At 59.6% G+C, this 19725-nt stretch carries 18 protein-coding genes; 9 read left to right on the plus strand and 9 right to left on the minus strand.

The window, feature by feature from the left end; translation table 11 throughout:
* Window positions 1–47: 47 nt before the first annotated feature.
* Window positions 48–698: a YceH family protein gene (locus tag BFP99_RS08315; protein WP_065947075.1), complete on the minus strand. Its 651-nt coding sequence runs from the start codon at window positions 696–698 to the stop codon at window positions 48–50.
* A gap of 205 nt (window positions 699–903) precedes the next feature.
* Here BFP99_RS08315 and BFP99_RS08320 point away from each other — a divergent pair, with 205 nt between their 5' ends.
* A complete protein-coding gene (locus tag BFP99_RS08320; protein ID WP_027603156.1) occupies window positions 904–1413 on the plus strand; it encodes a DUF1993 domain-containing protein in 510 nt (169 codons plus the stop codon).
* 58 nt (window positions 1414–1471) lie between these two features.
* Here BFP99_RS08320 and BFP99_RS08325 read toward each other — a convergent pair whose 3' ends face one another.
* The 3 genes from BFP99_RS08325 to sstT all read right to left on the minus strand — a co-directional run bounded on the left by BFP99_RS08325 (window position 1472) and on the right by sstT (window position 6582).
* Window positions 1472–3463 carry a 3'-5' exonuclease gene (locus BFP99_RS08325; RefSeq protein WP_065947076.1) on the minus strand — a complete coding sequence of 664 codons (1992 nt, stop codon included), beginning with the start codon at window positions 3461–3463 and terminating at the stop codon, window positions 1472–1474.
* On the minus strand, window positions 3460–5193 hold the full coding sequence (locus BFP99_RS08330) for a DEAD/DEAH box helicase (protein ID WP_065947077.1): 1734 nt from the start codon (window positions 5191–5193) through the stop codon (window positions 3460–3462). The genes BFP99_RS08325 and BFP99_RS08330 overlap by 4 nt, the downstream gene beginning before the upstream one ends.
* 168 nt (window positions 5194–5361) lie before the next feature.
* Window positions 5362–6582 (minus strand): serine/threonine transporter SstT, encoded by a 1221-nt coding sequence (sstT, locus tag BFP99_RS08335; RefSeq protein ID WP_065926950.1) that lies wholly within the window; start codon window positions 6580–6582, stop codon window positions 5362–5364.
* A 232-nt stretch (window positions 6583–6814) separates the two neighbouring features.
* On the opposite strand from sstT, the gene BFP99_RS08340 reads away from it, so the two are divergent.
* Window positions 6815–7972, plus strand: coding sequence for an MFS transporter (locus BFP99_RS08340; RefSeq protein WP_065947078.1), 1158 nt, complete (start codon window positions 6815–6817; stop codon window positions 7970–7972).
* Window positions 7973–7976: 4 nt separating this feature from the next.
* Here the strand turns inward: BFP99_RS08340 and nhaR are convergent, their stop codons facing one another.
* The gene (gene nhaR, locus BFP99_RS08345; RefSeq protein WP_065926952.1) at window positions 7977–8879 is read right to left on the minus strand and encodes a transcriptional activator NhaR; all 903 of its coding nucleotides are present in this window, start codon (window positions 8877–8879) and stop codon (window positions 7977–7979) included.
* A gap of 134 nt (window positions 8880–9013) precedes the next feature.
* On the opposite strand from nhaR, the gene BFP99_RS08350 reads away from it, so the two are divergent.
* From BFP99_RS08350 to mnmH, 4 genes are all read left to right on the plus strand, one after another.
* The gene (locus BFP99_RS08350; RefSeq protein ID WP_065926953.1) at window positions 9014–9265 is read left to right on the plus strand and encodes a hypothetical protein; all 252 of its coding nucleotides are present in this window, start codon (window positions 9014–9016) and stop codon (window positions 9263–9265) included.
* 29 nt (window positions 9266–9294) lie between these two features.
* Complete coding sequence (locus BFP99_RS08355) at window positions 9295–10044, plus strand: TerC family protein (RefSeq protein WP_065926954.1); 750 nt, start codon at window positions 9295–9297, stop codon at window positions 10042–10044.
* 94 nt (window positions 10045–10138) lie between these two features.
* Window positions 10139–11173, plus strand: coding sequence for a selenide, water dikinase SelD (selD, locus tag BFP99_RS08360; RefSeq protein ID WP_065926955.1), 1035 nt, complete (start codon window positions 10139–10141; stop codon window positions 11171–11173).
* A complete protein-coding gene (mnmH, locus tag BFP99_RS08365; RefSeq protein WP_065947079.1) occupies window positions 11173–12273 on the plus strand; it encodes a tRNA 2-selenouridine(34) synthase MnmH in 1101 nt (366 codons plus the stop codon). Before selD ends, mnmH begins: the two co-directional genes overlap by 1 nt.
* Here mnmH and BFP99_RS08370 read toward each other — a convergent pair.
* Window positions 12263–13318 (minus strand): permease, encoded by a 1056-nt coding sequence (locus BFP99_RS08370; protein ID WP_027603164.1) that lies wholly within the window; start codon window positions 13316–13318, stop codon window positions 12263–12265. The two genes, mnmH and BFP99_RS08370, sit on opposite strands and share 11 nt — an antisense overlap.
* A 45-nt stretch (window positions 13319–13363) precedes the next feature.
* Window positions 13364–14065, minus strand: a complete 702-nt coding sequence (locus BFP99_RS08375; protein WP_065947080.1) for a histidine phosphatase family protein — start codon at window positions 14063–14065, stop codon at window positions 13364–13366.
* A gap of 253 nt (window positions 14066–14318) precedes the next feature.
* On the opposite strand from BFP99_RS08375, the gene BFP99_RS08380 reads away from it, so the two are divergent.
* The 3 genes from BFP99_RS08380 (at window position 14319) to hemB (ending at window position 16953) form a co-directional block, all read left to right on the plus strand.
* Window positions 14319–15017 (plus strand): glutathione S-transferase N-terminal domain-containing protein, encoded by a 699-nt coding sequence (locus BFP99_RS08380; protein ID WP_065926958.1) that lies wholly within the window; start codon window positions 14319–14321, stop codon window positions 15015–15017.
* A gap of 3 nt (window positions 15018–15020) precedes the next feature.
* A complete protein-coding gene (locus tag BFP99_RS08385; RefSeq protein ID WP_065926959.1) occupies window positions 15021–15860 on the plus strand; it encodes a PhzF family phenazine biosynthesis protein in 840 nt (279 codons plus the stop codon).
* A 118-nt stretch (window positions 15861–15978) separates the two neighbouring features.
* Entirely contained in the window at window positions 15979–16953 is a 975-nt protein-coding gene (gene hemB / locus BFP99_RS08390) for a porphobilinogen synthase (protein ID WP_065926960.1), read from the plus strand.
* Window positions 16954–17376: 423 nt separating this feature from the next.
* On the opposite strand, the gene BFP99_RS32720 is transcribed toward hemB, so the two are convergent.
* Together BFP99_RS32720 and BFP99_RS08395 are read right to left on the minus strand one after the other, a co-directional pair.
* Window positions 17377–17760, minus strand: coding sequence for a hypothetical protein (locus BFP99_RS32720; protein WP_141690762.1), 384 nt, complete (start codon window positions 17758–17760; stop codon window positions 17377–17379).
* 1 nt (window position 17761) lies between these two features.
* A partial coding sequence (locus BFP99_RS08395; RefSeq protein WP_141690763.1) for an RHS repeat domain-containing protein occupies window positions 17762–19725 on the minus strand: 1964 nt, incomplete at its 5' end.

A 19725-nucleotide genomic window follows, 5' to 3' on the forward strand; every position in this document is an offset into this window, starting at 1 on the left:
GCTCTAAATGTGGGAGGGGGCAAGCCCCTCCCACATGTTTGACCGTGTCAGGCCTGTTCCAGCTGCGCCAGCCGCTCCTCCAGAGCTGCAATTCGTGCTTCAAGCTCTTCGATACGATCCAGCGAGATTGCTCCGGCAGAGCGCTCCACCGGGTTTCCCCGCGCCGCGATAATCACCTCGATGTCCGCCGGATCCCCCAGCGCATGGGTATAGCGATCTTCCCGCTGCCCCGCCTGGCGCGGCACCAGCAGCGCCAGCCCGCGGGCAATCAGGCGCTCCAACTGGTGCACCACCTGCTCGGCATCCTCGAAGTCATGCATGCGCCCGCTGCGGGTCAGCAGTTCGTTGACCGTCTGCGGCCCACGCAAGAACAGCAGCCCGGTCAGGATCACCTGGGCCGGCACCAGTTCCAGCGCCTTGTCCACGCGATGCTCCCAGCGGTCGGCACGGCTGCCCATCACCAGGCGCGTGAAGCCTTGGCCTTCCAACGCACGTAGACTCTGGCCAACCTGGCCCTGGCTCAGGTTCATCACCGGCTCGCGGCTGGTCTTCTGGTTGCAGGCCAGGACCAGGGCGTTGAGGGTCAGGGGATAGGTTTCCGGGTTGGTCGCCTGTTTTTCGATCAGGCAACCCAGGACGCGAATTTCCGTGCTGTTCAGGCGCGGCTCAGGGGTGTCGGTGTCGTGCTCGGCGGTCATCGCGCTTTCCCTATGCAGTGAATGGGGGCGTTCTCAATTAGTTTCCCCGCCGCGTTGTCGCCTTAAAGCGGGCCAGGCCCAGCGCGGCGAGGAAACTAATTGAGAACGCCCCCGCCTAGCGTAAGCCGGAAAAAATAAAAGACAAGCGCCTGGCGTGTCTATAATCGCCGCTGGTTCCAACCCTGCCACTACCCATGAGACTGCCATGACTATTTCCCTGTACGCCGCCTCCATCCCGGTCTTCAAGCAAATGCTCAGCGCCCTGAGCGATGTGCTGAACAAAGCCGAAGCCCACGCCACCGCCAGGAACATCGAACCCAACGCCTTGCTGCAAGCGCGGCTGTTCCCGGACATGTTCCAACTGGTGCGCCAGGTGCAGATCGCCGTCGACTTCGCCAAGGGTGTTTCCGCACGCCTGGCTGAGATCGAAGTGCCGAAATACGAAGACACCGAAGTCACCTTCGCCGACCTGCAAGCGCTGATCGCCAAGGTGCTGGCGTTTGTCGACACCATCAAGCCCGAGCAAGTCGACGGCAAGGAAGGCATCGAGATCATCACCCGCCCAGGTACGCCGAAAGAGAAGCGCTTCAGCGGCCAGTCCTACCTGCTGACCTACGGCCTGCCGCAGTTCTTCTTCCACGTCACCACCGCGTACGCCTTGTTGCGTCACAACGGTGTGGAAGTGGGCAAGCGTGACTACATGGGCGCTTTCTAAGCCCAGGCATCGGAAAAACGCCCGGAGCTGTTCTTTGCCGAATGGCCCTGGGCGTTTTTTATTCCATCCCCGTGTGGACAAACACCCCCGCAATTTTCTCCGGCAGCGGGGTAGACGAGATCAGCACAAGCCGTTGGCCTGCGCGAGTCATCGCCATATACAGCTTGCGAGCATTCTGTTCCAGCTCGTCGGCCGTGATGCCAACCTTCTGCTCGATAATCCTGAGCAATTTTTCCAGCCCAACCAGAAACACTACGTTGGCTTCCAGTCCGGTTGCACTTTCAACTGTCGCGATTCGCAGCGTTTCATCATGACCGGGTACGACGTCTGGATCATTCATGTCCCAGATTCGCTCGGTGCCGAAACTCTTCTTCAGGGTTTTCATTAACAGCGCTTTGTCTATGCCCTTGCCATACAGCAGCAACATCGCCGACAACGGTAATTCATAGCTGTTCCGATGCGCTCCAATTTCATTGCAGGCCTGGACAACGGCATCCTGTGGAGAGGGCGACAGAACAAACAGCGGCGGTGTACCTGCTTCCATACCGTCGAAGTCTGGTTGCAGATACTCGTCCGGATCGGTCTGTGTAATATCGGCCAACATCTGGCTGGCAGCGCTTAGTATGGCCTGGGTGGTGCGATACGATTTGCGCAGCTTTTTGGTCTTGCCCGCCACATCCAGGCCGACTCGTTTCCAGCTAAGGCGGCTCTTCAGAAAGCCCTGATTCGGATCAGCGCATAAAAACAGCGTTCCCTCGGTTTTTTCCAGGGTGAGTTTGATCAGTTGGAACCACGACGGTGCGAAGAACTGCGCCTCGTCCACCAGAATGTGCTGATAGGCTTCCAGCGTGTCTGGGCGATTGGCCAGGCACAGATCACGGGGCAGAGAGCTCCATAAACGCAGCCCATGCTGATTGAACAGGGCTTTGGTCACCCGTTCGTACAGCGCCCAGACCTGTTGTCGCTCCTCTTTGCGCAGCGCAAAGCCCTGGCCTGCCCGTTCTGCCTTGAGATAATCAGGCTCGTCGATGACGACGTTGTCGTTTATAAAGTTGAACTCATCAAGCAACTGGTTATTGTCCGGTTTCAGTTCCCGGTATTCCGTGTCGCGAAAATGCTGAATAAGGCCTATGGCTTCGGTAGTGAACTTAGGCATCTTCAGTGTTTCTTTAAACAGCGCCCTCCATTGCCTTGAGATCCAGCCCAGCGCCGTCATGATGGTGAGGTTCTTGGGGATTTCCCCATAGACGCGCTGCAGGCGGTGTTTCAGATCTTTCACGACAGGAACGTTGTGAATCAGCATGAGAACCTGCTGGTCAGGGAATTTCCTGGCCAGGATATAGGCGCGACTGGCAGCAATAAGCGTTTTGCCGCTGCCCGCTACACCATTGATCAGCCGCACGGAAAAATCCCCCGCCATTTCCGTTTGCTCATCCGGAAGGTCCAGGTCGAGCTTGCTGGCCCACTCTTGCTGAGGGTCCAGAAAGTAGCGCAGCGTGCGGGCACTGTTGTCGCGCGAAAACTGACGGCGTGTTGAGCGGAGCCCGGCTATTTCGGCCTCGGAAAAGTAACGGCCCATAAGGGTCTGCCGGGTTTCCGAAGACAGTGCCTTGAGCAGCTTGGGCAGTTGTTCTGCACCGGACTCAAGGAACGTCTTCTTCGACATCAGCCAGATTCCCCGACCTTCGCAATGCCTTGACCAGAGGATTTTACTTTGCTCGGAGTCGCAGCCCCACATCACCACCATCTTGCGCATGGCCGGGATACCGGCCTGGGTTTCGAATGTTCCCAGTTTCTCCAGCATCTGGCTGAATGCTGTCTGCTCTGCGGTCAAAAACAGCTGGTCCGGGTCCAGCGTATCGTACGGCAACTCGCACACCATCAGCGCCAGCCACTCAAGCTCACCGCGCTGTAGGAAAAAATCCGGTGCCCAACTGTCTTGGGTCAGGCATTTGCGGACGACGTAGTCATCCTCAAGCTTCTTGAGTACCCGCTTGCACTGTTGCTGGGAGCCGCTGCTGCGCTGCCATTCGGGTATGAAAAGAGTCATAGCGGGAAATTTACCTTATGGCATTGGCTGATCAACTGGCGGTATTGCTCAGCCCAGGCCTGTGCTGTTTCGCTGGAACAGATGATCCCGTGCTGCAGCTCCGGCCCGATGATGATCAGCTTGGTCATCGCGCGTGTGATGGAAACGTTCAGGCGCTCAGGCTGAAAGAAAAATGTCCCGATTGCACTGATAAACGCTTCGTCGCCACTGCACAGGGACAGGATCACCAACTCCCGCTCCTGACCCTGCATACGCTCGACAGTATCCGCGACGATTGTACTCGCGGCCTCGCTGCCGAACTGTTTGGCCAGCGCCTTGCGAATGGCTCGACCCTGAGCACGGTAGGGCGTCACGATGCCGATTTCATGGAGTGGCAGCCCCATGTCGTGCGCTTGCTGGCACAACTGGACGACGCACCTGGCGTCTGCTGGGTTGCGGTTCCGCGCTTTTGCGTCCTGCGTCGGGATGAACACCGCGCAGGTTTGCGGATCAAGCGCTTCGCTGACATCTACCTGATGAATGGGCGACAGGAGACGGTCCCTGTTTCGCCCGGCGGCGCGTAATCGCCCGCCGTAATACATTTGGCTGGGCCACTGGGTCAGCCAGCGATTCATCCGGTAGGTTTCTTCGAGCATTACCGTGTGATCGGCATCCTGAGCCGTCAGGCGGGCGAACACAGACATGGATTCTTTTGACAGAACCGAGCGAGAAAGCAGTACGGGGGGGAGTTGTTTCTGGTCGCCGATGAAAATAAAGCGTTTGCCCTTGCGCATCGCCATCAGGGCGAGAGGTACGGTGATCTGACTGGCCTCGTCGAAAATCACCGTGTCGAAATTGTAATTGGACAATGAGGAACACGTTGCAAAAGGCGTGGCGCCAATCACATAACCTTGACCTGCCTCTGGCATCCCTTCCCATCTGGCCGGTTCGGCTGCCCAGTCCACGTGTTTGTCGAGGTCTTCCCGGCGGCCACCGACCTTGACGGTCGGCACATCGCGCGCAGCAATCTTACTCAGAGCGTTGTTGATGGCCATGTGTGTATGCGAAGTGATGAACACCCGTTCGCCGCGCTCGACCAGCAACTGAGCGATCAGGGCCAGGGCTCTGGTCTTGCCGGTACCGGGTGGACCTTGAATGCAGGCGACCTGTTCAGCACCGAAGGCAAAACCCACGGCCTCGGCTTGTTTCTGGTTGCAGCCCTCTTTGAGCGCGATCTGCTCGGCGTATTCGAGGTCCGCGTCATGGAAGCCGATATTGGGAGCATCGCCGAGCAAAGGAAGAATCGCGTTGTTACCGTGTATGTCGCTCTCAATATCCTGCAAGGTTTGAAGATATTTCGGCGTCAGGTCCATGCCATCAGGGTCCGCGTAGCAAACACCTTCCTGATAGCTCTCCCAAATGAGCATTGCCTGATCCGAACTGAGAAGCCAGCGATCATCCTCTTCCTTTTCGAACTTCATGGCCTGGCATAGCAGCGGGCCTTGGGCATCGCCCAGATGCAGACGCAGCAAGTCACCTGCACGAAAGCGCGATTCGTTGTCGTCGAGGTAGGCCCACAGTAATTTGGCTGTATCGCCACGTTCGAGTCGAACGAAGCCCTGTGTCCAGCCCTGCAGCAACTTGTCCTTCAAGGGACGTTCCCATACCTCTTGAAGTTTTTGCCAGTTGGCGGCCTGTTCGGCGTATACGAAGTCGTACAGTTTTTGAATCAGGGGGTGCTGTCCGAGCATGGCGGTGAACAATCCTTATCGACCGAGGCATCTGTTGGCAGTGTTACATAATGTTTGTCGTGGTTGCGAGCCAGCACGTGGCACGGAAAACCCGACTAGCCCATACAAAAAAAGCCCGGCGCCGTTCTTCATTGAAGAACGGCGCCGGGCTTGCTTACGCTGGCTGTTTTAAACCGACTGCTCTTCCTTGCCCAGGCACGCGGCCGCGGTAAACAGCACATCGGTGGATGAATTGAGCGCGGTTTCCGCCGAATCCTGCAACACGCCGATGATGAAGCCTACGGCCACCACCTGCATGGCGATTTCGCTGGGGATACCGAACAGGCTGCATGCCAGGGGAATCAGCAGCAGCGAGCCGCCGGCCACACCCGACGCACCGCAGGCACAGATCGCCGCGACCACGCTGAGCAGCACGGCAGTCGGCAGGTCCACGGCAATGCCGAGGGTGTGCACGGCCGCCAGGGTCAACACGGTGATGGTGATCGCAGCGCCAGCCATGTTGATCGTGGCACCCAGTGGAATCGACACCGAGTAGGTGTCTTCATGCAGGCCCAGGCGTTTGCTCAAGGCCAGGTTCACCGGGATATTCGCCGCCGAACTGCGGGTAAAAAACGCGGTGATGCCGCTTTCGCGCAGGCACATCAGCACCAGCGGGAACGGGTTGCGGCGCAGTTTCCAGAACACGATGGCCGGGTTGACCACCAGTGCCACGAACAGCATGCAACCGATCAGTACCACCAGCAGGTGGGCGTAGCCGAGCAGGGCGCCGAAGCCCGAAGTGGCGAGTGTCGAAGCCACCAGGCCGAAGATACCCAGCGGGGCGAAGCGGATCACCACGCGCACGATCAGGGTCACGCCGTTGGACAGGTCGTCGAGCACCGTGCGGGTGGTCTCGCCGGCATGGCGAATGGCAATGCCCATGCCGATGGCCCAGGCCAGGATGCCGATGAAGTTGGCGTTCATCAGCGCGCTGATGGGGTTGTCCACCACGCTCAACAGCAGGCTTTGCAAGACCTCGCCGATGCCGCCGGGAGCGCTCACGGTGGCGTCATGGGTGGCGAGCACCAGCGATGAGGGAAACCACATGCTGGCAATCACCGCCACCACGGCGGCGGCAAAGGTGCCCAGCAGGTACAGGAACAGGATCGGCTTGATATGGGTTTCCTGGCCGTGTTTATGATTGGCGATCGACGCCATCACCAGCACAAACACCAGGATCGGCGCCACGGCCTTGAGCGCGGCAACAAATACCTTGCCGATAAACCCGGCGGCCTTGGCCGCCTCCGGCAAGAGCAGGGCCAGCAGGATACCGGCGATCAAGCCGATGACGATTTGCGTGACCAGGCTGATGCGGGCCAGGCGTTGGAAAAGGGAAGGGGCAGCAGTCATATAAAGGTTGTCTCTAGTTTTTTTAAGGGCGCAGCAATGCAGGCGGAAAGAGCTGTAGGAAGCAGGGCGCGAAGTCTAGCATGCCGCTGGACCTGTCCCGGCCGCTGCGGCATTGGGTCACCGGGGCTTCGCAAAAGCCGGACATACTCTGTTAAGATTCTCCCCTCTCACCTTTCCTCTCCGTCAGCGGGCCCTTCGGGCTGTCGTTGATGTCGTCGTTTCTGGAGTTTTCATGCTGTTTCCCATCCTGCTGCTGTCGGCCGCCGGTTTTACCGTGCTGACCACAGAATTCGTTATCGTCGGCCTGTTGCCGTCCATCGCCCGGGACCTCAACGTCAGCGTGTCCCAGGCCGGCCTGCTGGTGACCTTGTTTGCCTTTACCGTGGCGGCCTTTGGTCCGTTTCTGACCGCGTACTGCGCCCGTTTCCCCCGCAAGCGTCTGTTTATCAGCATCCTGCTCCTGTTCGGCGTGGCCAATACCGTGGCCGCATTGGCGCCGAATATCTGGGTGATGGCGTTGGCGCGCTTGATCCCGGCCCTGGGCCTGCCGGTGTTCTGGGCCCTGGCCAGTGAAACGGCGGTGGATATTGTCGGCCCCGAATACGCCGGGCGCGCCATCGAAAAAATCGGCTTCGGCATCGTCTGCGCCACGGTGTTCGGTATCCCGGTGGGCACGTTGATTTCCGATATGTTCGGCTGGCGCGCCGCGTTTGCGATCCTCGCCGTGGTCGCGCTGGCCAAGGCCTTGCTGCTGTTTATCTACCTGCCGGCGACCCAGCCGAAGAACGACCAGGTGTCGTTGCGCTCGCAGTTCAAGATCCTGCGCAACCCGTTGATGCAAGGTCATATCCTGTTGTCGGTCCTGGTGTTCAGCGGCATGTTCACGGCGTATACCTACCTGGCGGACATCCTTGAGCGCCTGGCCGGTTTCGACGGCACGCTGGTGGGCTGGTGCCTGATGGGCTTTGGCGCAGTGGGGCTGATCGGCAACTCCCTGGGCGGGCGTGCGGTGGACCGTCACCCGCTGATCGCTTCGATGGTGTTCTGCGGTTTCATGATCGCCGGCATGGTCGCGCTGGTGCCGGCGATTCACTCCACGGTCGGCCTGGCGGCGGCGATGGCGGTGTGGGGCGTGACCCAGGCGGCGATGTTCCTGGTCAGCCATGTGCGGTTGATGAAGGCCGCACCCCATGCGCCGGCGTTTGCGGCGTCGTTGAATATCGCCGGGGCCAACCTGGGCATTGGCCTGGGGGCCATGGTCGGCGGGCATGTGATCGACACCCTCGGCCTCCGCAGCCTGGGTTTTGCCGCTTCCGGGTTTATCCTGGTGTCGATCCTGCTGGCGCTGTGGCTGATGACCGCCAGGCCAGCGGCCGCGTCCAACGCCTGAACGCTCAGGGCAGGGCGGTAAACAACTCTCGCCGTGCACCTTCGGTTATCGCCACGATGCCGGGGTGCTTGACCTTGCGTTCCACCGAGATCGCGTAGAACGATTCGGTGACGGCATCGGTCTGGCCAATCAACGCCACCCCGTACTGGCGCACCACCTCATCGGCGATCACGCTGGGCGCGATAAAGATCCCGCTGCCGGATTGGCCAAAGGCCTGCATCAAGGCGCTGTCATCGAACTCGCCGATGATCCTGGGCAGGATCTGCTGCTCGGCAAACCAGCGCTGCAAACGGCTGCGTACTACGGTTTCCGCGCCGGGAATCAACAGGGGCGCGCCGTGCAGGCACTGTGGGAAGTCACCGGCGTACCTGTCAGCCAATGCCTGGGTGGCGAAAAAACTGATGCCACATTCCCCCAGTTTCTGGCTGTAGCCCTTGATATCCAGGTGCGAGGGCATGGGGCTGTCGGAGATCACCAGGTCCAGGCGCTGGATCGCCAGGTCGGCCAATAAACGCTCGAGTTTGTCTTCACGGCAGGTAATGCGCAGGGGCTCGCTCAATTCCATGGTCGGCGCGATCAGTCGGTACACGATGGACTTGGGCACCACATCCGCCACCCCGACCCGAAACAGGATCTGTTGCTCATCGGGCTGCGCGCGCAGCATCGCCTCCAGTTCATTGCCGGTCTGGAACATCTGTTCGGCATAGGGCAGGGCCTGGCGCCCGGCTTCGGTGAGTTCAAGCTGGCGGCCTACCCGCTGAAACAGCGCAATCCCGTAGGTTTGCTCCAGCAGGCTGATCTGCCCGCTGATGGTCTGTGGCGTGAGGTTCAGTTGCTCGCAGGCGCGCACGATGCTGCCAGTCTTGGCCACTACCCAGAAGTAATGCAACTGTCGGTAATTGAGCATGATGATCGTCGCTTCGTAAAAACCGAAGTATACGCGAGGAAAATACGAATTTTCCTGAACTGTTTGCCTGCATAGAATGCCTCGCTATCGCGGGGCCACTATTTGGACCCAATGGTTCTAACGAGGAAAACATGATGAAACTCAATTTCCTGAGCGCGGCATCGTTGCTTGCGCTTTCATTGGTGATGATCAGCGGTTGCGATCAGGTCGAAAAAAGCGCGCAACAGGTCATGGGCAAAGCCACCGAGTCGGCCAAGCAAGCCATCGATGACACCCAGAAAGCTGCCGAGCAGGCGTTGAGTGAAGCGACAAATGGCCTGATCAATCCACAAAAAAAGGACGATCAGGAAGAAAACGAGTCTGAATCGAACACCAAAGAAACCTAATCTCCCCAGCACAACGTCAGGACTGACCTATGGATTACCTTTTACAACTGGCCGCCAGCCCTACCGCCTGGATTGCCCTGGCCACCTTGATCGTTATGGAAATCGTGCTGGGCATCGATAACCTGATCTTTATCTCGATCCTCACCAACAAATTGCCGGAGAAACATCGGGCCAAGGCGCGACGCATCGGTATCAGCATGGCGCTGGTGTTGCGCCTGGGCCTGTTGAGCACCATTGCGTTTATCGTGCAATTGACTACGCCGGTGTTCGAAGTGCTCGGCCAGGCGTTCTCATGGAAGGACATGATCCTGATCGCCGGTGGCCTGTTCCTGGTCTGGAAGGCCACCACCGAGATCCATCACAGCATGGACCCTGAGCCCGAAGAAAAGACCAGCACCGGCAATGTCGTGGCCATCGGCTTTGCCGCAGCCATCGGGCAGATCCTGTTGCTTGACCTGGTGTTCTCCATCGACAGCATCATTACCGCCGTGGGCATGACCGAGCACTTGCCGATCATGATCATCGCCGTGGTGACCTCGGTGATCGTGATGCTGGTGGCGGCCGAGCCGTTGGCCAAGTTCATCAACGACAACCCGACCGTGGTGATGCTGGCCCTGGGCTTCCTGATCATGATCGGCATGACGCTGATCGCCGAAGGCTTCGGCGCCCATGTGCCTAAAGGCTACGTCTACGCGGCCATGGCCTTCTCGGCGGCCATCGAGTGCCTGAACATCGCTCGGCGCAACCGTCACAAGCGTCTGCTCGCTGCCCGGCAGTAACGCTGCAACCCCAAAGGCCGGCTGTGCTCACAAGAGCCCAGCCGGCCTTTTGCTGTCTGTTAGAATCCGCCCACTTGATAGCTTGAGGTCCACCATGAACGAGCCGATTCGCCTTACCCAGTACAGCCACGGCGCGGGTTGTGGCTGCAAGATTTCGCCCCAGGTGCTGGAAGTGATCCTGGCTGGCAGCGGCGCGCAGAACCTTGACCCCAACCTGTGGGTGGGCAACACCTCCCGCGACGACGCGGCGGTGTACGCCATCGACGATGAGCGTGGCGTGGTCTCCACCACTGACTTTTTCATGCCGATTGTCGATGATCCCTTCGATTTCGGCCGCATCGCCGCCACCAATGCCATCAGTGACATCTACGCCATGGGCGGCGACCCGTTGATGGCCATCGCCATTCTTGGCTGGCCGGTGAACGTGCTGGCGCCGGAGATCGCCCGTGAAGTGATCCGTGGTGGCCGCTCGGTGTGCGACGAAGCCGGCATCCCGTTGGCGGGCGGGCACTCCATTGACGCGCCCGAGCCGATCTTCGGCCTGGCCGTCACCGGCATCGTGCAAAAGCGCCATATGAAGCGCAACGACACCGCCACCGTGGGCTGCCGTCTGTATCTGACCAAACCGTTGGGTATCGGCATCCTCACCACCGCCGAAAAGAAGGGCAAGTTGCGTGAGGCGGATATCGGCCTGGCCCGTGACTGGATGTGCACCCTCAACAAACCCGGCAGCCGTTTCGGCAAGCTGGCCGGTGTGACGGCAATGACGGATGTCACCGGTTTCGGTCTGTTGGGCCATTTGGTGGAGATGGCGGACGGCAGCGCTGTGACCGCACGTATCGAATACGACAAAGTCCCACGTCTGCCCGGGATCGAGGACTACCTGGACCAGGGCTGCATGCCGGGTGGCACCTTGCGCAACTTCGACAGCTACTCGAGCAAGGTCGGGCGTCTGCAGGAATTGCACAAACGCGTGCTGTGCGACCCGCAGACCAGCGGTGGCCTGCTGATCGCGGTCGCGCCTGAAGGCGACGCAGAATTCCATGCGGTCGCCGCCGAGCTGGGCCTGAACCTTGAGCCCATCGGCGAACTGGTTGAGCGACAGACCCACGCGGTAGAGGTGGTTTGATGGCAACTGACATCACCGATTACCGCGACATTTTCCTCAACGACCGGCCGATGATGGACACCCGTGCACCGGTCGAATTCGCCAAGGGCGCGTTCCCCGGCGTGATCAACCTGCCGTTGATGACCGATGACGAGCGTCAACGCGTCGGCACCTGCTACAAGCAGCAGGGCCAGCAAGCCGCGATTGTGCTGGGGCATGAGCTGGTGTCGGGGGCGATCAAGGCTGAACGCATCGAACAATGGGCACGGTTTGCCCAGGCCAATCCTGACGGTTTCTTGTATTGCTTCCGTGGCGGGCTGCGCTCGCAGATCGTGCAGCAATGGTTGAAGACCGAAGCCGGCATCGAGTACCCCCGGGTCGGCGGTGGCTACAAGGCCATGCGGACCTTCCTGCTGGATACCCTTGACCAGGCGGCCGCCCACTGTGATTTCGTGTTGCTGGGCGGTATGACCGGCACCGGCAAGACCGAGGTGCTGGGCCAGTTGCGTAACGCCCTGGACCTGGAGGGCCATGCCAACCACCGCGGTTCCAGCTTCGGCAAACGCGCCACGGCGCAACCCTCCACTATTGACTTCGAAAACCGCCTGGCGGTGGACCTGCTGAAAAAACGCGCGGGCGGTATCGAGCAGTTCGTGGTCGAGGATGAAAGCCGCATGATCGGCAGCTGCGCGCTGCCGTTGCCGTTGCACAAGGGCATGCAGACCTTTCCGATGGTGTGGCTGGAAGACAGCGTCGAAGGCCGTGTCGAGCGCATCCTGCACGATTACGTGATTGACCTTTGCGCAGAATTCATCGCGGTATTTGGTGAGCAGGGGCAGGCGTTGTTTGCCGAACGCCTGACCCAGGGCCTGGCCAATATCCACAAGCGCCTGGGCGGCGAGCGTTTCCAGCGGTTGCAGGCGATCATGCAGGATGCTCTGGCGGAACAGCTGCGCAGCGGCGCCGTGGACCTGCATCGCGCCTGGATTGAAGGGCTGTTGCGCGAGTATTACGACCCGATGTACGCCTTCCAGCGTGAAAGCAAAGGCGCACGCATCGAGTTTGCGGGAGAGCAGGGCGCAGTCACGGCCTATCTGCGCGAGCGCGCCCTCAGAGGATAAGCGCGCCGATCAACCCGCACACCACGCCCACCAGCATGGTCAACCCGGCCACCGTCACCAGCACCCGCGCATCGAAATCCTTGCGCAGCATCAACAGCGACGGCAGGCTCACGCTGGGCAGGGTCATCAGCAAGGCCACGGCCGGGCCGGTGCCCATGCCCAGGGTCATCATGGTTTGTACGATGGGGATCTCTGCCGCTGTAGGAATCACAAACAGCGTGCCGACAATCGCCAGGGGCACCAGCCACACCAGGCTGTTGGCCATGGCGCCGTCCACGTGGGGGAACAGCCACACCCGTGCGGCACCGAGCACCAGCACCGCCAGGATATAGATCGGTATGGTGCTCCAGAACAGCTGCCACAGGGTACGCAGCCAGCGACTGAAGAAGGGTTGTGCTTCGACCTGGCTGGCCTCGGCCACCGCGTCCAAGGCAACTTCCGGCACCTGGTCCGGCCGTGCGATGCGTTGTGCCACCAGTGACACACCCACCACCAGCACAATGCCCGCCACCAGCCTCAACGCGGTAAAGCCCCAGCCCAGTACAAAACCCATGAACACCAGCGTCGCCGGATTCAGCACCGGGTTGGCAATCCAGAAGGCCAATGCCGCGCCCACCGACACCTGCTGGCGGCGCATACCGGCCGCGACGGGCGCCGCGCAGCAACTGCACATCATCCCCGGCAAGGCGAACAGCCCGCCGCGCAAGGTCGAGCCGAGGCCGGCACGGCCAAACAGGCGCAGCAACCAGTCGCGGGGGATCAGCACTTGCAGCAGCGAGCCGAGGATCACCGCCAGTACGGCAGCCTTCCAGATCGCCAGGAAATACACCTGGGCGTAGGCCAGCGCTGCCGCCAATGGCGAGCTTTGTTGATCGTTGAGGATCGAGGCGCCGATGCTGTGGTTGTCAGCGGCGACAAACGCCTTGAAGTAGTAGGGCGACCACTTCACGTAGTAGAGGCCGACGCAGGCCACCAATAGGAAGAGGGCAGGTTTCCACCAGAACGACCAGCCCCGGACGGGCTGGGTGGAGGCGAGGTTGGGCATGGGGGAGGGTCCGCGAATGAGTCAATAGCGGTGCATCATACGCCCTCAGCTATCGGCACTCACCTGTGTTGGCTGCGGGCAGGTTTCTTCACCGTCGTTCAGGCCCTGCTTGTAGTTGCGGCTGAGCAACGAGGCTTTGCCGTTGTGCCAGGTCAGCGTCAGTACGTACAGCGTGTCGTAGTCGCTGCCGGACCAGTCGTCGGTAATCGTGTGTTTTTCGCCGGAGGCCTCACTGGCCACCTTGTTGATCAGCTCCGGCAGGTAGCCGTGGGACCACGCGGTGTAGATGGTGGCATTGTGGTATTTGTCTTCCACCAGCTCGTCGGCCAGGTCGCTGGTGTCGTTGGCCGAGAACTTGATGTTCACCGGCAGGCCCAACTTGATGGCGCTGGGGCTGATGGTCATCAACGGGCGAATATAGCTGTAGGAATTGTCCAGCTCACCTTCCTCGACATTGCGCGTCGGGTTGGCGGCAAACACGAAGTTGGCCTTGCCGAATTTTTCCGGCAGCAGGGTGGCCAGGTTCATTGCTCGGTTCAACCCTTGGCAATTGAGTTGGCCCAGGCCGCCGGCCGGTTTCTCGGCGTGGCGCAGGAACACCAGGGTTTGCACGCCGTCCACCGGTTGGGCGCGGCTTTCCCGGGCGTCGAGGGCGGCAACCATGGCGCCGCTCACCAGCAAAAGGGGCAACATGATGTAGGCGTAGTGTTTCAGTCGTTGCACAAGGCGCAGAGGCTTGATCGTCATTATGGGTTCGAGTCTTCGTGCGTCACGTTAAGGCGGACAAGCCTGGCCCCAATGACGCCTGGGGCGTCCTGCGGGTATTCCGTGTCGGTACAGCGAGGTGCCTCCATTCACCGTTTGAGCGCACTTAAGAGTGCACGCGGGCGTATTGGTTCGCCCACGGGGGATAATAGCCCGCTGATGTTGCGCATTGATGACCCATGCAGGACGTGGGACAGATGATTATCATGGGGGCTTTCCGCCAGGGAGTTTCCCGATGAACCCGATCGCCGCGTTCCCGATCAACAGCAAATGGCCCGCCCGGCATCCGGAGCGCCTGCAACTGTACTCGTTGCCCACGCCCAACGGGGTAAAAGTCTCGATCATGCTCGAAGAGCTGGGCCTGCCTTATGAGGCGCACAAGGTCAGTTTCGAGACCCAGGACCAGTTTTCCCCCGAGTTCCTGTCCCTGAACCCCAACAACAAAATCCCCGCGATCATCGACCCCGACGGCCCGGCGGGGCAGCCGTTGGCGCTGTTCGAGTCAGGCGCAATCCTGATCTACCTGGCGGAAAAATCCAGCCAGTTGCTTTCCGAAGATCCGGCGACACGTTATGAAACGATTCAATGGCTGATGTTCCAGATGGGGGGCATCGGTCCGATGTTTGGCCAACTGGGCTTCTTCAATAAGTTCGCCGGCAAGGACTACGAAGACAAGCGCCCCCGCGACCGTTACGCCGCGGAATCCCGTCGCCTGCTGGACGTGCTGGAAAAGCGCCTGCTCGGCCGCACCTGGATCATGGGCGACGACTACAGCATCGCCGACATCGCCACCTTCCCCTGGATTCGCAACCTGATCGGTTTCTATGAATCGGGCGATCTGGTGGGCATTGCCGACTTCCCTAACGTACTGCGCGCGCTGGACGGCTTTGTCGCCCGGCCGGCGGTCATCCGTGGCCTGAATATTCCGAGCTGAAGCATGCCGACTTTCGATTTCAAACAACTGGATGTATTCAGCAGCGTGTCGCTCAAGGGCAATCCGCTGGCCGTCGTGCTGGGTGCTGACAGCCTCAGCGACCAACAGATGGCTGACTTCGCCAAATGGACAAACCTCAGTGAAACCACGTTTTTGCTGACACCGCGCGATGCTCGGGCGGACTACCGGGTGAGGATCTTTACCACCTTGCAGGAGCTGCCGTTCGCCGGGCACCCGACGCTGGGCAGTTGCCATGCGTGGCTCAAGGCGGGTGGGGTACCCCAAGGCGAGGAGATTATCCAGGAGTGTGGAATCGGCCTGGTGCGTATTCGGCGTCAAGGCGATGAACTGGCGTTTATTGCACCGCCGTTGATGCGCTCCGGCCCTGTGGACTCCGCGCTGCTGGAGCGCGTTCGCCTGGGATTGGGCCTGGCGCCGGGGGCCATTGTGCGCAGCCAGTGGGTCGACAATGGCGCGGGGTGGCTCGCGGTGATGCTGGCTGACCGTGATCAGGTCCTGGCCTTGCAGCCGGACTATTCGCAGCTGCTTGGGCTGGCCGTCGGGGTGATTGCTCCTTGCAACCCGGCTGACGACGTGGACGCGCAGTTTGAGGTGCGTGCCTTTGTCGCAGGCGACGGGGCCCAGGAAGACCCGGCCACCGGCAGCCTGAATGCCGGCGTCGCACAATGGCTGCTCAGCGAAGGACTCGCGCCTGAGTGCTACGTGGTCAGCCAGGGCACGGCCATGGGGCGTGCGGGGCGGATTCGCGTCGAGCGCCAGGGTGATGAAATCTGGGTCGGCGGCGCCGTTACGGTGTGTATCGAAGGTCATCTACAGCTCTAGATCAATACATTATTACGGCCCCCGCAATACACTGTTGGCCCCAGGGCATTTGTGCTGCCGGGGCCTTGGGGCATAAGCTTTCGCCCCAAAGATTTCCCGCCACTTTTTCAGGACAGCCATGACCAGCCAGTTCCCCCAAGCCCGTCCACGCCGCCTGCGCCGCTCCCCGGAGCTGCGTGGCTTGTTCCAGGAAACCGAGTTCACCCTCAACGACCTGGTGCTGCCGATTTTCGTCGAAGAAGAAATCGACGACTTCGTGCCGATCACCAGCATGCCCGGCGTGCAACGCATCCCGGAAAAGAAGCTGGCTGCCGAGATCGAGCGCTATGCCCGTGCCGGTATCAAGTCGGTGATGACCTTCGGCGTGTCCCACCACCTGGACGCCAACGGCAGCGACACCTGGAAGGAACGCGGCCTGGTCTCGCGGATGTCCTCGATCATCAAGGACGCGGTGCCGGACATGATCGTAATGTCCGACACGTGCTTCTGCGAATACACCGACCACGGCCACTGCGGCGTGATGCACGGTGCCCATGTCGACAACGACGCGACCCTGGTCAACCTCGGCAAGCAAGCCGTTGCCGCCGCCCGCGCCGGGGCCGACGTGATCGCCCCCTCGGCCGCCATGGACGGCCAGGTCCAGGCCATCCGCCGTGCGCTGGATGAAGCCGGCTTCACCCATATCCCGATCATGGCCTACTCCACCAAATTCGCCTCGGCCCTCTACGGCCCATTCCGCGAAGCCGGCGGCAGTGCGCTCAAGGGCGACCGCAAAAGCTACCAGATGAACCCGATGAACCGCCGCGAAGCCGTGCGCGAATCGCTGCTGGACGAACAGGAAGGCGCGGACGCACTGATGGTCAAGCCGGCCGGTGCCTACCTCGACATCATCCGCGACATCCGCGAAGCCTCGCGCCTGCCGGTGGCGGCGTACCAGGTCAGCGGCGAGTACGCGATGATCAAGTTCGGTGCCCAGGCGGGGGCGATTGATGAGGACCGGGTTGTGCGGGAAACGTTGGGATCGATCAAGCGGGCGGGTGCGGATTTGATCTTTACCTACTTCGCGATGGACTTGGCGTTGGCTGGGATCTAAGGGCAACGTAACCCACCCCTGGTGAGCGAACACTTGTGGTGAGCGAGCTTGCTCGCGTTGGGCTGCGTAGCAGCCCCATGCCCACGATCTACCTTAAATACTTCATCTGCCTGACTAACTACATTCTGTGAAGTTTGAATTGTTTGATTGGATGAAGGGGAGGTAATCGCTGGTCTGAATTTTATATATTTTTCCTGGCTTTTGAATAGAAGGCTGCGGAGGATTGAAAGTTTAGGTTGATGTTTCGTTTCAGTAGTCCGTGCAGGCGGTGATTGGGTTTCCGTCTGTATCTAGTATTGTTGTTGATTTTCTTTATGTTGCATATTCAAAAATGTGTATTTTTTATAGCTCTCTCCGATTGATTTCCGCTGGTTGAGCATTTTTTTATATGTAATTTACGGCTGTGAGTAAGTGAACTTATGCTCAAAAATTTGTTGGGTGAAGAAGAATGTCATTTGTTATCACTTCAACAAAGCTGGGCTTGCCGGTGATTGGCTTGTCAATTTCAATCAAAATTACTGAATCGCCGATTTTTAGTATTGAGCAACTTTGGTCTGCATCTTGGATAAGCTCGCCGATAATTTTATGAGCCCCATTCGCAGAAGCGATCTGTGGTGTTTTTACAGATGAGGACATGATGTTTTGTCCCCATGAAAATATTTCATCAAGTTCTAACTCTACATCCAGAATTTCACCAGTTTTTAACTTGGTTCCGCTCCATAAAGCTGTGGCATTTCCAAAAGGTGAGTTGAATTTTACTCTCACAGTGCCTTTGTCAGAAAAAATATCAGTTATTTGTATCTTCATTTCACTTCTTCGTCAGGGGAACGCGTACAACAGTATTGTCAACGTTCATGGTGTTGGTTTTTATCTCGAACGTCCATGTCTCCTCATGATAGTGATGCTTGCTTGGCTTGCTATTCATCTCATGGGCCCCGTAACGAATACTTCTTTTTGCGTCGCTGGAAACAATTCTGTCGCGGTCGGGCTTCCCAGTTCGTGGGTTGGTGTTTGTGTGAGGGCCAGGTCCTAGAAATTCATCCCATTTCTGAATGGTTTCTTCCGGCTTTACAGGTTTATTGGCAAAGGTCTCCTTATGGTAGCCCAGTGTAGGTGGAGAGTTGGAGCTTGTGGGACTGAGTGGGCTGCCTTCATTAACCTGTGCTTTTCCCGCTGGAACTTCAGCACTGGGGTTCGGCTTGCATTTATCCCCGCCTGGACAGGTACTCAGACCTAACGGATCCACCCACCCCATAGGGTTCGGCACGTACTGGTACGCGTTGAGCCCACCCGCCAACTTCACCGGATCAGGCGTCAGGTAACACCCAATATCCGGATTGTAGTAGCGATGGCGGTTGTAGTGCAGTCCGCTTTCCTGATCGAAGTACTGACCCTGGAAACGCAGCGGGTTGTCGATTGTGCCTTTGTCGAGTCGGCTGATCTGGCCGTAGGCGCGGTAGTGCGCGGACCAGACGATGGCGCCGTCTGGAGAGGTGAGTTCTTGCGGCGTGCCGAGGTGGTCGAGTTGGTAGTGATAGGGCTTGGTATCTTTTGGGCCGAAGCCTTCCAGCAGGGCGAGCGGCCTAAAACTATCGGGTTCGTAGAGATAGCTGCGATGGCGATCCGCATGGTGTTCGGCAATCAGCCTGTCGCCTTGCCAGAAAAACTCCGTCGTTAGGCCGTCCACGGTTTTGCTGATGCGTCGCCCAAACGGGTCGTAGCGGTAGCTGGCGGTTTGGCCGTTGGGTTGGGTGATGCCTATCAGCCGATGCTGGCAGTCGTAACGGTATTCGGTAACGAGTTGATGACCTTTGCCACGCCGCTCGCGGATGAGGTTGCCGAAGGCGTCATAGTCGTAGTGGCGGTCGCCCTGGATCATCAGGCGGTTGCCGGCAACGATGTCGGGGCCGGGGCGGTCTTGCATCAGCAGGTTGCCGGCGCGGGTGTGGCCGAAGCGTTCCTGCAGGTCTTGGGAGTGGTCGGCGCGGGTGAGTCGGCCTAGTGGGTCGTAGTGGTAGTGGTGTTCGCCTTTGCGCGTGTCGAGCAGGCGGGTGAGGTTGCCGGTTTTGTCGTAGTCGTATTGACGTTGGTAGAGGTGATCTTGTTGCTGGGTGATCGCGTGGGCGTGCAGGCGGTGCTGGTCGTCGTGGTGGTAGTGGCTGAGGAGTTGGCCTTGTTGGCGCTGGTGTTCCTGGCCGGCTTTGAACAGATGAGACGTCAGCAGCGCGCCGTTTAATTCGACGGTGGCGAGGTGGCCGCCTTTGCCGTGGTTGAACACCAAGCGGTTGTTGTCCGGCAGGCGCAGGTGTTGAAGCTGGCCGCAGGCGTCGTAGCCGTAGCGCAAGGTGCCCCAGCCCTGGTGTTCAGCGGTGAGGCGGTTTTGGCGGTCGTATTCGTAGGCCAGCGCCCAGTGGCCGTCATCGACGCTGAGGAGGTTGCCCTGGCGGTCGTAGGCATATTCAACAAGGCTACCGTCGGGCAGGGTTTTTCTGACGAGGCGTCCGGCGTGGTCTCGCTCGTAACGGGTAACGAGCTGACTACCATCGTCACCGTGTTCGGTCTTTTCCTGCAGGTTGCCGTTGAGGTCGTAGACGTAGGCCGTACGCTGCCCGTCAAACCCGGTTTCCTGCTGGATCAGGCCATTGGGGTGGTAATCAAGTCGGTAGGTCTCGCCAACCTCGTTTTCGATCTCGGTCAGCAATAACCGCACGTTGTCGTAGCGGTACTTGACCTGAGTGCCATCAGCGTTGATGCGCCGACTGATCAGGTGCA

Origin of the sequence: Pseudomonas sp. 1 R 17, assembly GCF_900067035.1 — a bacterium.
GTDB classification, from domain to species: Bacteria; Pseudomonadota; Gammaproteobacteria; order Pseudomonadales; family Pseudomonadaceae; genus Aquipseudomonas; species Aquipseudomonas marginalis.